Genomic DNA, 13,740 nt, shown 5'->3' with positions numbered 1-13,740 from the left:
GTAGCGCTATAGTGGCAATTGCACATTGACCTGTAAGCCACCCAAACTTGCACTCTGGCCAAAGGAGATGGTTCCCCCCAATCGTTCTGTGGCTTTATCGACAATCGACAAACCCAAACCGCTGCCTATTTCTAAATGATGATGGACCCGATAAAAACGTTTTAGAATTTTCTCATGTAATTCAGGGGCAATACCCGGCCCACTATCTTCAATTTGAATCATGGCAAAACCCGCCTGTTCAAATACAGATACGTTAATCACCCCTTGATTGGGGGTGTATTTAATCGCGTTATCAATCAAATTAAAAATAATCGAATGTACGGCTGATTCTTGGCTGTGCAGCACAATATTGTCTTGGCGCTCCATACCTAAATCAATTTCTTTTTGCATCGCCAAGTGAATCAATTGCTCGACACAATTGGCCGCAACCTGATTCAGTAAAAACGGCTGTTTGGTCTCAAGCTCTAAAATTGAAGCATCTTGTTTCGCCAAATTGAGTAACTGACTGATCAAATGCTGAATGCGGATTAAGCCTTTACTTAAATTCTGTAAATCTGGATTGTCAGGAAGTTGTTTCAGCAGAATTTGCATTTGTAAATTTAAGGCCGTGATGGGTGTACGCAGTTCATGTGCTGCATCGGCAATAAATTGGCGCTGTTCTTGTTGTGACTGTGAAATACGCTCAAACAAATAATTCATTTCAATAATGGTCGGCACAATTTCAACAGGATAATGATTGAATTGGATTGCACTTAATTCGTCTGAATCTCGATGTGCTACTTCCTCTTTAAAATCATCTAAAGGCTGTAAACTGCGACTAATAATCCAGCTTAAGCCCCAAATCACAAAAGGCATAAACAGCAAATAAGGAATAAACATACTGCCTGCAAGTTCTAAGGCCAAATGCTGGCGGGTCGATTGTTGCTGGCTGACTTGAATCTGATAATGTTCTAAAGGTAGAACATAAGTACGCCAATTCCCTTGTTCTGTTTTGTGGGTATAAAAACCTGCTTTTTGCACAGGATGTACCAATAAATTTAAAGCATGATTTTGATGGTCTTGGTTGGCATAAGACCAAACATCGACAAATAAATCTTCTTCATGATAATGCTTGGCTTGATCAAAGTGACTTTTAATCGGTTCAGGGTCATGTGTTGCGACACGTTCAGCTAAATTTTGCATCTGCGCATCTAAAATTTCATCAATTTCTTCGAGCGAAATCCGATACGCAGAAAAGACCAGTAAACACCCTAAGGCTATACTAAAAATAGAAATATAAATGATCAGACGTTTTTTTAATGAATACTGCAATTGCACCAGTTGCTGACCTTATAGTTGTCCAAGTCGATAGCCTAATCCACGAATGGTGCGAATAAAATCTTTACCGAGTTTGGCACGTAAATGATGAACATATACCTCAATGGTATTGCTGCTAATTTCACTATCTAGGTCATATAATTTATCTTCTAAATTCGCTTTGGAAAATATTTTATTCGGATGACTGACCAAAGGAATCAGAATCGCCCATTCACGATTCGACAGATCAATATATTGCCCCTTATATTTGGCAATATGCTGTTCGACATCCAAGACCAAATCGGCATAACGTAAAATTTGTGGGCTGTCATGTAACGCCAATTCTGCCCCACTACGGCGTAACAAAGCATGAATACGGGCCAACAATTCATCAAACTCATACGGTTTAATCAGATAATCATCGGCACCTTGATTCAAACCATCAACACGGTTTTGCAATTGGTCACGGGCGGAAATAATCAGCACAGGTAAAGCAGGCCATTGTTGTCGAATTTGTTTTAACACCTGCATACCATCCATCATAGGTAAACCTAGGTCAAGTAAAACAATATTAAACTTATCTTGGCTTAGCCTTTTTAAACCATCAATGCCATTATTCACCCACTCCACATCATATTGCTGATATTTCAATAACGTCATGCTTGATTCAGCAATCATAAAATCATCTTCAATCATTAATATTTTAGTCATGCTTTTAAACTCACGCCTTTGTTTTCAATTGACATTGCTGCAACATATTATGTTTTTCATCAATGACCTGCGTTTTTACATCCAATAAGCTGAGCAAACTTGGAAACAAATTATCTTGACTCAATTCTTTGCTTTTTTGTTGGGCTAAGCAAGTCATTTGCGCAGAATTTTGTTTGCTCCACTCTGCTGAAAACCACATTAACATTGGAATATGCGTCTGCTGTGTCGGTGCAATCGCATAAGGTGCGCCATGTAAATACATACCACTCTCACCCGTTGATTCACCATGATCGGATAAATACCAAAACCCCGTTTGAAACGTGCTATTGGCTTTTAATTGCTGAATCAGTGAACTTAACACATGGTCGGTATAAACAATTGAATTATCATAACTATTTAATAGTTCTGTACTGCTACAACCTTGAATGGCATTGCTATCACAACTCGGTTTAAAGGGCTGAAAAGCGGCAGTTGAACGCTGGTAATAAGCGGGTCCATGACTGCCCATTTGGTGTAATACAATAAGGCGCGGTGTCTTGTCGGCTTGAGGAATATTGGCAAGGTAAGTTTTTAAACTGTCGACCAAAATTTCATCATGACATTCCCCATCTTTAGTACACCATTTGTCTTTAATCTGCTGTGGAATTTGATACTGTTCAACACGATCACAAGCCCCTTTACAACCTGAATTATTATCAATCCAAGTGACTTTATAGCCTGCACGCTGTGCAATATCGAGTAGCCCTTCACGGTGACTGGCAAGCTGTTCATCATAGTCTTTACGTGGCATGCCTGAAAACATACACGGGACTGAAACAGCGGTTGCTGTACCACATGAACTGACATTATTGAAATTGATAATATCCAATTTAGATAATTCAGGATTGGTATTTTTGGCATAACCATTTAAAGAAAAGCTTTCTGCACGAGCCGTTTCACCCACCACCAAAACCATTAATTTCGGTTTCTGCTGTGCGCCCACTTGCTCAAGCAAATGTGCATCTTCACCATAAGTCACTAAAGGTAAATTTTCCTTCGGGGTTTTCTTTTTATAATATGAGGCGAATGATGAAATCATATTTTGTGGTGAAATCATACTCTTTAAATCACGATGTTCACGAAAAATTGCTGCAAAATCAACATAAAAAACAAATAACAGTCCACCAATCATCGCCAAGGAAAGCACCGAAGCCAGTGTTTTTGTCCAGAGTTGACGAACGATAGGTTCAGGTTTAATTTTGACCATCAAAGCCACAATTATCGGCAATACGATCATCCCGAACGTCCATAGCACTAAATGCCATGACCACGTATCACGTGCTTCCGAAGCATCTGTTTGCATCAAATTTTGAATTTGATCTGGGGTAATAAGCACGCCCAAAGACGTCACGGCATAAGAAGCAAAACCGCCGATAAACAACAGCGCAATCGTAATCGGCTTTGCTGTCCATTTCCAATTCAAGAGCTGAAAAATAAAGTTATACAGGGCCACAATCACCAGTACCGTCGCCCCTAAAAACAAATAGGCTTTCGGACCTTGATAAGGGGTCAAATTATAAATTTTTTGAAAAAAAGCCACATTGAGTACCATGCCCAACCAAATCGCGAGCAATAAATTAAAATGGCTTAAAGAAATTGGCTTAATTTTATGCCGTATCTGGACAAGCGTATTGAGTATCATTTTATGGCTAATCTTTTTACTGATACTTTAATTTAAAACGCCAAACTTAAAAATGACTTAAATAAAAAAAGGTGATCTAAACATCACCTTTTTTTCACTTAAAATCAGCAATATAAATTCAATACCGATTAAAACTTAAATTCTAATCCCGTACCAACCACAGGCTGCTTGGTTTCAGCATTACCCCGTTCAAGGGTTAAATAACCTGCATAACCATAAGCTTTCACTTGTTTATTAAATGCATAATCTACACCTGCAAAAATTTGCTCGGCATCTAAATCAGCGCTCGCATTTTTAAAACTGGTGCTATTTTGACTATATTGGGCTTTGACTGTCCACGCTTTAGCCGTTGGAAGATTATATTCTGCACCCACTAACCAACCTTGCGCCTCATCAATAAATTCAGTCCCCACTGCATTGCCTTCGGCTTGTTCCACTTCAGAGGTTTGATATAAGGCTTTAAGTGCTAAACCACCCTGTACATTCACTCGACCAATGGCACGAATGGTATTCGCGGCAGCAAATAATGAACCACCTGTGACTTGTGGCTCTGAAGCATTGACAAAACCACGTCCAAGGAAGTTACTTGGAATTGCTTTATCATAAGCAATACCTGCAATGACAGCAGGGCTTTCATAAGCCACCGAAGCCGACCATGCATCACCTAAACCACGACCTGCGGTTTTCACCACACCATTGTCCGACTTAATTGCACTGGCTTCCCCTGTCGCCAATAATGCATTGACTTTAATTGCACCTGTAGGCAATGCAATTGCAGGCGATTCATACACCACAGCATTTGCGACACGGTTTTCACCGGTAAAAATACCACTGACATCTGCTTTATTTGCCACATAGTTATTGAAGGTATCGACCACGCTTGAAAATTGTTTTAATGGCGTGTCATGTGCACCAACTTTTAAAGTCCCCAATTTACTGTCTTTTAAGCCGACAAAACGGTTACGTTTAGCCCAGTCAGCCCCTTCACCATCGGCATTAAACGCCCATTCAATTGCATAAACTGCATTTAAGCGTTCAGTGAGCTTTTCTTCCCCTTTAATCCCGATAAAAGAACTATTTGAACTCAGTTCCCAAACATCACTGTCGGACTTGGTCGCATTATCTTCAGGTAAGTAATCTAAACTTGCGTCGATTTCGCCATACAAAGTAGGTGCTGCAAATGTAGATCCGGCCAATAACGTTAAAGCGATTGCTGCTGCAATTTTGGTTTTCATATCAATACCCCTAAACTATTTTGTAACAGATGTTACTGTTTAGAAATATTTTAAAAAATGATTTAAATTTTATTAACTTATCTTATTTAATCCTTAGATTTTTAATGCATATTAATTTGAATTAAAAAACTTTTACAGCATTGAGCATTTGGATGAACTACTTTTAAATAATTGAAAAAGCATTGAAAAAGCGAAGATTTCAACTAATTTTCAATCTTTCAAAAATCAGATAATCAGCGACATAACATCGCTAAAATTTAACCCGTCAAATTATGAAATGCTCTTTTTCCATTGAAGAATAGGCAATAAACACATCAGCGCCAACAAGGTGATACCTGTTAAATAGTGAGCATAGCCCCATAGATCACCGAATATGCCACTCAGGCTATACAGTCCCCCACTGACCGTTGCCAGTAGTGCCACCTGAAAAGTAAAATCTGTGCCTGCCAAATGCTTACGGCTATATTGCATCACTAAAGTCAGCATGATGACCAAGAGCATGGCTGAAATCATATCTTCCAAGGCATTAATCAAATAAATGATCCACGTCTCGATTTGCCGTTTTGCTTCATACTGAAAGGCTAACCATGTGTAGGCAGCCAAACTCAAAATTTTCAAAACAGAAAAACTCAATAGCGCATTTGCACGAGACATATATTTCAGGCTGATTCCTGCAATACCTGCCCCCATTAATGCAGCCAACGCGCCAAGCATGGTCACATAAATGCCAATTTGCGAAAATGTCAGCCCCAGATCAATCATTAATGGTTTCAGTAAAGGGCCAGACAAACCATCGGCGATTTTAAAAGTCATCAATACCATCAACCATAAAAACAGATGACGGCTTTGATGAAAATAAGATACATAATCTTTGACTTTGCTCCAGCTAAATACGCTTTGGTCAGTCACGTGCTGAGAAGTTTTAAAGTGTGTCGGTTCTTTAAAACATAAAATGGGCAAGGTATTTAACAGCACCAGTCCTGCCAAAACTAAAAAAGTATTTTGCCAATCTAACCCATCCAGTGCCCATAAAATAGCACCACCACCGACAATGAAACCTAAGCGTGAACCCACCACCTGAAAGGTATTGCCCCAATGTTGCTGTTCATTTTTAAGCAGATTCACCGCTAAGCCATCGGTGGCAATATCTTGTGTTGCCCCCACCACATTCATACTGAGCAAAGCCACAAAAAAAGCCAACAAATATTCGGGTTGATTTAAAGCCTGTATGGGTAAAAAGGATAAACCAATGAGCACGATCACACTCAAAAGCTGAGTCGGAATAATCCAGCTCCGATAATGTCCAAAGGCTGAATAACCAAAATGGTCAACCAAGGGTGCCCAAAAAATTTTAATTGACCACGGCAACATCAATAAGCCAAAACCACCAATATGTGCCAATGACACGCCTTGCGCACGCAAAATCACAGGTAAAGCATGGGTCATAAAACCGACAGGTAAGCCTTGTGCCCAATATAAAGAGAACAACAACAAATAAATGTGACGTGTAGTTGGCATAGTCTGGCCTTATGATCAAACCGAGATTGATGATTGTTATCAAGCCAGCAGAAGTATGGTTTACATTTTGACAATGAATCTTATTTTACAAAAGCTTAACATATTTAAAATGCGATACAGTTTTGTCAAGAAGAAGAAAAAGACTATGGACAAATATTTTCCAACCTTACCCGATCGGGTTCCTGCTCGCGGTAACTGCTTAAGCCGAAATATTTTTAAAAACCTATTTCTTGCCCAAGGCTGGCATTTTAAAGGTGAATTTCCAAACTTGCCTAAAGCAGTCGCCATTATTTCTCCGCATACCTCAAATATTGATGCGTGGTATGGGTTTACGGCATTGCTCGGACTGGGTATTAAAATTACCATTTTTGGCAAACATACTTTATTTAAAACACCTTTGAAGCCATTACTCAACTGGATTGGCGTCATTCCAGTGCAACGCAATGCACAACAAGGATTAACCCAGCAAATTATCGATTTCATTAATACTCAAGCCCAAATTTGGGTCGGCATGGCACCTGAAGGGACACGCAAACGGGCGGAGACCATTAAAAGTGGTTTTTATCGTATTGCTGTGGGCGCGCATATTCCCATTGTGATGTTTTCTTTTGATTATGCGCACAAAACCATTCATTGCATAGGTGTGTTTCAACCCACTGGCGATTATGAACCAGATTTAGAGCAGATCTTAAATCTATACATTGGTAAGTTTTCTCCGAAAAACCCGAATTGGTTAGCCAGACCGTTACAAAATCGTATAAAAAAATAGCTGGTTAAGATGATCATTATCTGATCTCATACGCGCAACTTTTTGTCTATTTAATACCCAATCCCAACTATGAAATTTGTACCCTATGCTTTAATTGGTCTACTTGGACTCAGCCTAATGGGCTGTGATAAAGCTGTAAAAACCCAACCGCAAACGACCACCCTAAAAGCACGTGAACCCGTGATTGCAATTGCGCTGGGTGGCGGTGGTGCCAAAGGTTTTGCCCATATTGGGGTACTTAAAGTTTTGGAATCACATGGTATTAAACCGAAAATTGTCACAGGCACCAGTGCGGGTAGCTTTGTCGGCAGTATCTATGCCAGCGGTAAAACACCCTTCCAACTACAACAAATTGCCCTGAGCTTAAAAGAAGCTGACATTCGTGATTTAACCTTAAATAGTCAAGGCATTGTGCAAGGTCAAAAACTGCAAAACTATGTCAACAAGCACATTGCCAACAAACCCATTGAACAATTCCCCATTCGCTTTGCAGCGGTGGCGACCCGTTTAGACAATGGGCGTAAAGCTGAATTTATTAAAGGTAATGCTGGTCAAGCCGTTCGTGCATCATGCAGTATTCCCAATGTCTTTGTCCCTGCCACAATTGGAGGAACCAAATATGTGGATGGCGGTTTAGTTAGTCCAATTCCTGTAAAAACCGCGAAAGCAATGGGCGCAGATCTTGTCATTGCCGTTGATATTTCTGCACGTCCTGTTGGCGACAAGCCACTGAATATGTGGGGCTTACTGGACCAAACCATTAACATTATGGGACAACAAAGCATTAACGAAGAGCTAAGTCAGGCCAATATTGTCATTCAACCGAAAGTGGGACATTTAGGCACCTTGGATTTAACAGCCAGCAATCAGTCTATCCTTGAAGGTGAAAAAGCAGCGCAACTGAAAATTCGTGCCATTGAAAAAATGATTACCGATTTTAAAAAATCTCCCGCTGCGTTCAAACCTGCGCCAAAAGCTAAAATATAAAAAAGATCCTTTTTTAATATTCAAAGACTTATTCATCTGCTAAATTGATATAGACACTTAAGTTATCTATATCAATTTTACAATACACGAGTAGATGTATGGAATTTGCTTTCGAACCTTGGCATTGGTTTGTATTGGGTGTTGTACTGATGCTCTCTGAATTAGTACTGCCCGCTTTTGCTGCACTATGGTTTGGCATCGCAGCCATCATGGTGGGTGTTTTATTCTGGATGTTCCCGATGATGGGCTTCACCACCCAACTCATCACTTGGATTATCTTATCCATCCTTTGCACTTTACTGTGGTTTAAATTTATCAAGCCTCTTTCAACCGATAAAACCAAAGCAGGTTTATCGCGTGAAGCGACCCTTGGTCAAGTCGGCATGGTCATTCAAATTAATATGGAACACGATTTAATTACGGTACGTTTCCCCATGCCGGTTTTAGGCTCTGACGAATGGAACTGTCGTACTTTAGCACCCGTTCAGGTGGGTGATCGTGTACGCGTGGTCGATATTCTCGGCAATGATCTCGTGGTTAAACCCCACAATTCACACAATGAAAATATATAAAGTGAGGAAATAACATGTCTGGTGGATCTATTATTGTTTTAGCCATCTTGGTTTTTGCAGGCGTCACCATTTTTAAAGGTGTGCGTATTGTTCCGCAAGGTTATAAATGGATTGTACAACGTCTAGGTAAATACCATACCACCCTGACACCGGGTCTCAATTTTGTCATTCCTTATGTGGATGAAGTGGCTTATAAAGTCACCACCAAAGACATCGTGATGGATATTCCCTCTCAAGAAGTGATTACCCGTGATAACGCCGTTTTACTGATGAATGCCATGGCATATATCAATATTACCACACCAGAAAAAGCGGTTTACGGTATTGAAAACTATACCTGGGCGATTCAAAATTTGGTACAGACCTCACTGCGTTCAATTGTTGGTGAAATGGATTTAGATGATGCATTGTCATCTCGTGATCACATTAAAGCAAAATTAAAAGCCGCCATTTCTGATGATATTTCAGATTGGGGGATTACACTCAAAACCGTAGAAATTCAAGATATTCAACCATCAAGCACCATGCAATCGGCGATGGAAGCGCAAGCTGCGGCTGAACGTCAACGCCGTGCAACCGTGACCAAAGCAGATGGTGAAAAACAAGCCGCTATTTTAGAAGCAGATGGTCGTTTAGAGGCTTCACGTCGTGATGCTGAAGCACAAGTGGTCTTGGCGGAATCATCGCAACGCGCCATTGAAATGATCACTTCCGCAGTCGGCGATAAAGAAATTCCTGTTGCCTATTTGCTGGGTGAACAGTATGTAAAAGCCATGCAAGACATGGCCAAATCCAACAATGCTAAAACGGTGGTCTTACCTGCCGACATCATGAATACCATTCGCGGCGTAATGGGTCGTAACTCTTAAACAAAGCCATTTTTTCTATGAAATAGACAGCATCTGCTGTCTATTTTTATTTCAATTGCGAAAAACTCTGCAATCATTGTGAATTTATGCTTAAATTTCGCGTTATTTTTTTGAAATTATGTGTGCTTTTTATTTAAAAGCCTGTGTTTCGATCTGCTGTCCACCGTGTAAATGGATACCGTATGAGCTCCCTCAATCCGACCTTAATTACCTTTCTTTTTTATATTGTCGCCATGATCGTGATTGGCCTCATGGCTTATCGCGCGACATCCAACTTCTCTGATTACATTTTGGGGGGTCGACGTTTAGGTAGTTTCGTCACAGCGCTCTCTGCGGGTGCTTCAGATATGAGCGGTTGGTTGCTCATGGGACTGCCGGGTGCAATTTATCTTTCAGGTTTATCTGAAATGTGGATTGCTATTGGCTTGATTATTGGTGCATGGCTGAACTGGCTACTGGTTGCTGGCCGTTTACGTGTTCATACTGAAGTGCAACACAATGCCTTAACCTTGCCAGACTATTTCTCGAACCGTTTTAACGATCAAAAGAAAATTTTACGTATTGCTTCTGCTTTCATTATTTTGATTTTCTTTGCAATTTACTGTGCTTCAGGCATGGTTGCAGGCGCACGTTTATTTGAAAGCATGTTTGATCTTTCTTATAGCACTGCGCTGTGGATTAGTGCCATTGCTACTATCAGCTATGTGTTTATTGGTGGTTTCTTGGCAGTCAGTTGGACCGACACCATTCAAGCGGGCTTAATGATTTTTGCTTTGTTGCTCACCCCTGTCGTTGTGGTGTTAAGCTTTGCCGATATCAATCAAATGACTTTGGCACTTGAAGCAGCTCGCCCACAAGCCATGAATGTCATGGGTGATTTAAGCTTTGTGGCGATTATTTCATTATTGGCTTGGGGTTTAGGCTACTTTGGTCAACCACATATTCTGGTGCGTTTTATGGCGGCAGATTCGGTCAAATCGATTCCGAATGCACGCCGTATTGGTATGACATGGATGATCCTTTGTCTAGGTGGCGCGGTTGCTGCGGGCTTCTTTGGGATCGCTTACTTCCAACAACACCCTGAACTTGCAGGGGCAGTAACAGCAAATCCAGAAACCGTATTTATGGAACTGACCAAAATTCTGTTTAATCCATGGATTGCAGGCATTGTATTGGCTGCGATTTTAGCCGCAGTGATGAGTACCCTCAGTTGCCAGTTATTGGTCTGTTCAAGCACATTGACCGAAGATTTTTACAAATCATTTTTACGTAAAAATGCAACTCAAAAAGAACTGGTCTGGATTGGTCGTTTAATGGTGTTACTGATTGCACTACTGGCGATTTGGATGGCAGGAAACCCTGAATCTAAAGTTTTAGGCTTGGTTTCTTATGCTTGGGCTGGTTTTGGCGCTGCATTTGGCCCATTGATTATTCTTTCCTTGTTCTGGCGTCGTATGACTTTAAATGGCGCGTTGACAGGTATGTTAGTGGGTGCTGTTGTGGTCATTCTATGGAAAAACATGTTCAGTGACACAGGTCTTTATGAAATTATTCCGGGCTTTATTTGTTCGCTGATTGCCATTGTCGTAGTGAGCCTATTGGGTAAAGCACCATCTGAGGAGATCACGACACGTTTCGACGAAGGTGATCGCTTATACAAAGATGCTCAATAGCTTGACCTCAAAATAAGCCCATAAAAAAGAGGACTTAATGTCCTCTTTTTTCATTCTTTAGTTTGCTACTCACATGCTTTTTTAGCTTTTACGTGACAATAGAAATTGTGAAATTTGATTTAGTTCTACTGCATTGTCACCAAAAATAGCCAAAGCATTCAATGCTTGATCATGCAACTCTTTGGCATAAGCTTGCGCATTTTCTAACCCCATTAAGGCAGGATAAGTCGATTTTTCAACTTGTTGATCTTTGCCTGCAGTTTTTCCAAGAACTTCTGTATCGGAAATAATATCCAAAATATCATCTTGTACTTGGAAGGCCAATCCAATCGCTTGAGCATATTCACGCAATTTCGGAATGGCTTGATCTGTTCCCTCAAACACAGTGACCGCAGCCATCATCACCGCAGCAGAAATGAGTGCGCCAGTTTTATTACGATGAATATTTTCCAAAGCCTGTTGATTGACATGCTGCCCTTCAGCTTGTAAATCAAGTACCTGACCACAGACCATTTTCGAACTGGCGGTTGCCAAAATTTGCATCTGTTTTAACACAATTGCAGAGTCAACTGCCGGCCCTTGATCAAACAAGCGACTGCCCAATATTTCAAATGCCATCGACTGCAAAATATCACCTGCAAGTAAGGCCGTATCTTCACCAAAAGCCACATGACAGGTTGGTTGACCACGGCGCAGCAAATCATTATCCATACAGGGTAAATCATCATGTGCCAGTGAATAGCAATGGATCATTTCAATGGCAACTGCCGCACGACGCACCGCAGCAAAATGAGCATTTGGCTTAATAGCAGCCGTTGCATAACAAAGCGCTGGACGTATACGTTTACCACCGAGCATCACAGTATGATGCACCGCGCCTTTGAGCGGTTCTGGAATAGAAAAAGCGTCTAATGCCGTCAATAAATCTTGTTGAATACGTTGCTGTGCTTGGGTTAGTACATTTGCATGTACGTCAGTTAAAGATGACACATTCGCCTCGAATACTTTGCTTTGGTGAGTAAATCTAAACCCACGGAAATCTGCTGGATCTAGCTTAATCTAATATACAGCGCTCTTGTCATCTCTAACAGAGAACTTGCGATTGAGCATACACAAGAGAGCTGACTTGTGATTGTATTAAGCACCTCGTTTGGCAGCTCAATTCACAATCACAAAGCGTCATCATACTGCTTTATCGCAAGATTCTCTATCTCGTTTACTACTTCAAACTATCTTCTGGAATACGAACCCAACCTTCCATCAACACTCGTGCACTACGGCTCATCACCGCCTTTTTCACCACCCACTGTCCATTTTCCTGCACTGCTTGTGCACCAACACGCAATGTGCCCGAAGGATGTCCAAAACGTACCGCTTCACGCGCCCCACCACCCGCAGCCAAATTCACCAAAGTACCCGGAATGGCAGCGGCAGTTCCAATGGCAACCGCAGCGGTCCCCATCATGGCATGGTGTAGTTTACCCATCGACAAAGCACGTACCAGTAAATCGACATCACCCTTTTGAATGTCTTTACCACTCGATGATGTATAAGCTTTGGCTTGAGAGACAAACGCAATTTTAGGCGTATGTTGACGTTTTTCAGCTTCGGAAATGTCTTGGATTAAACCCATCTGCTTTGCACCATAGGCACGAATAGTCTCAAAACGCGCCAGTGCTTGTGCGTCAGCATTAATGGCGTCTTGTAATTCTGTGCCTGCATAGCCGATGTCTTCAGCATTCAGGAAAATGGTCGGAATACCGGCATTAATAAAAGTGGCTTGGAAAGTACCGATATTGGGTACTTTAAAAGTATCGACCACATTTCCTGTTGGAAACATGGCGCTGCCATCTTCACCATCATCCGCAGGATCTAAAAATTCAATCTGCACTTCGGCTGCGGGGAAAGTCACACCATCAAGTTCAAAATCACCGGTTTCTTGGACTTGACCATGAGTAATCGGCACATGCGCAATAATGGTTTTTGCAATATTGGCTTGCCAAATGCGAACCGTACAGATGCCATTTTCAGGAATACGCGCTGCACTGACCAAGCCATTGGAAATGGCAAATGAACCGACCGCAGCCGTTAAATTGCCACAATTGCCACTCCAGTCCACAAAAGGCTGATCAATGGCCACCTGACCAAACAAATAATCCACATCATGATCGGGCTGTGAACTTTTCGCCAAGATGACCGTTTTACTGGTACTTGAACTTGCGCCACCCATACCATCAATTTGTTTGCCATATGGATCTGGACTACCAATCACACGTAACAACAACTGATCACGAATTGGTCCAGCCTGTTGTGCAGCTTCGGGTAAGTCATCAACTTTAAAGAAAACACCTTTACTGGTACCACCACGCATATAAGTTGCTGGAATTTTTATTTGAGGTGCAAAACTCATTTTTATTGAATCCTTCATA

Annotated in this window: 12 protein-coding genes; 5 read left to right on the top strand and 7 right to left on the bottom strand. The window is 41.2% G+C overall.

Going from position 1 to position 13,740, the window contains the following annotated elements; translation table 11 throughout:
- Nucleotides 1-6 precede the first annotated feature (6 nt).
- The 5 genes from F994_RS13880 to F994_RS13860 all read right to left on the bottom strand — a co-directional run bounded on the left by F994_RS13880 (nucleotide 7) and on the right by F994_RS13860 (nucleotide 6,441).
- Nucleotides 7-1,311, bottom strand: a complete 1,305-nt coding sequence (locus tag F994_RS13880) for an ATP-binding protein (protein WP_034697355.1) — start codon at nucleotides 1,309-1,311, stop codon at nucleotides 7-9.
- 18 nt (nucleotides 1,312-1,329) lie between these two features.
- Nucleotides 1,330-2,007 (bottom strand): DNA-binding response regulator PmrA, encoded by a 678-nt coding sequence (locus F994_RS13875; RefSeq protein ID WP_004651181.1) that lies wholly within the window; start codon nucleotides 2,005-2,007, stop codon nucleotides 1,330-1,332.
- A gap of 10 nt (nucleotides 2,008-2,017) precedes the next feature.
- The gene (locus tag F994_RS13870) at nucleotides 2,018-3,688 is read right to left on the bottom strand and encodes a phosphoethanolamine transferase (RefSeq protein WP_004651180.1); all 1,671 of its coding nucleotides are present in this window, start codon (nucleotides 3,686-3,688) and stop codon (nucleotides 2,018-2,020) included.
- Between the two features lie 128 nt (nucleotides 3,689-3,816).
- Nucleotides 3,817-4,923, bottom strand: coding sequence for a porin (locus F994_RS13865; protein WP_004651179.1), 1,107 nt, complete (start codon nucleotides 4,921-4,923; stop codon nucleotides 3,817-3,819).
- Nucleotides 4,924-5,193: 270 nt separating this feature from the next.
- A complete protein-coding gene (locus F994_RS13860; RefSeq protein WP_004651177.1) occupies nucleotides 5,194-6,441 on the bottom strand; it encodes an MFS transporter in 1,248 nt (415 codons plus the stop codon).
- Nucleotides 6,442-6,586: 145 nt separating this feature from the next.
- Between F994_RS13860 and F994_RS13855 the strand changes: the two genes are divergently transcribed.
- From F994_RS13855 to putP, 5 genes are all read left to right on the top strand, one after another.
- Complete coding sequence (locus tag F994_RS13855) at nucleotides 6,587-7,210, top strand: lysophospholipid acyltransferase family protein (RefSeq protein WP_004651176.1); 624 nt, start codon at nucleotides 6,587-6,589, stop codon at nucleotides 7,208-7,210.
- A gap of 69 nt (nucleotides 7,211-7,279) precedes the next feature.
- Entirely contained in the window at nucleotides 7,280-8,197 is a 918-nt protein-coding gene (locus F994_RS13850) for a patatin-like phospholipase family protein (RefSeq protein WP_004651175.1), read from the top strand.
- Between the two features lie 98 nt (nucleotides 8,198-8,295).
- Nucleotides 8,296-8,769 (top strand): NfeD family protein, encoded by a 474-nt coding sequence (locus tag F994_RS13845; protein ID WP_004651174.1) that lies wholly within the window; start codon nucleotides 8,296-8,298, stop codon nucleotides 8,767-8,769.
- Nucleotides 8,770-8,783: 14 nt separating this feature from the next.
- Nucleotides 8,784-9,638 carry an SPFH domain-containing protein gene (locus tag F994_RS13840; RefSeq protein ID WP_004651173.1) on the top strand — a complete coding sequence of 285 codons (855 nt, stop codon included), beginning with the start codon at nucleotides 8,784-8,786 and terminating at the stop codon, nucleotides 9,636-9,638.
- 182 nt (nucleotides 9,639-9,820) lie between these two features.
- Nucleotides 9,821-11,311, top strand: a complete 1,491-nt coding sequence (putP, locus tag F994_RS13835) for a sodium/proline symporter PutP (RefSeq protein ID WP_004651172.1) — start codon at nucleotides 9,821-9,823, stop codon at nucleotides 11,309-11,311.
- An 81-nt stretch (nucleotides 11,312-11,392) separates the two neighbouring features.
- Here the strand turns inward: putP and F994_RS13830 are convergent, their stop codons facing one another.
- Nucleotides 11,393-12,301 (bottom strand): polyprenyl synthetase family protein, encoded by a 909-nt coding sequence (locus F994_RS13830; RefSeq protein WP_004651170.1) that lies wholly within the window; start codon nucleotides 12,299-12,301, stop codon nucleotides 11,393-11,395.
- A 229-nt stretch (nucleotides 12,302-12,530) separates the two neighbouring features.
- Nucleotides 12,531-13,721, bottom strand: a complete 1,191-nt coding sequence (prpF, locus tag F994_RS13825; protein WP_004651169.1) for a 2-methylaconitate cis-trans isomerase PrpF — start codon at nucleotides 13,719-13,721, stop codon at nucleotides 12,531-12,533.
- Nucleotides 13,722-13,740 lie beyond the last annotated feature (19 nt).

Source organism: Acinetobacter bohemicus ANC 3994 (assembly GCF_000367925.1).
Classification (GTDB): domain Bacteria; phylum Pseudomonadota; class Gammaproteobacteria; order Pseudomonadales; family Moraxellaceae; genus Acinetobacter; species Acinetobacter bohemicus.
Note: the sequence above shows the minus strand (reverse complement) of the source record. Positions and strands in the feature narration are given on the sequence as shown.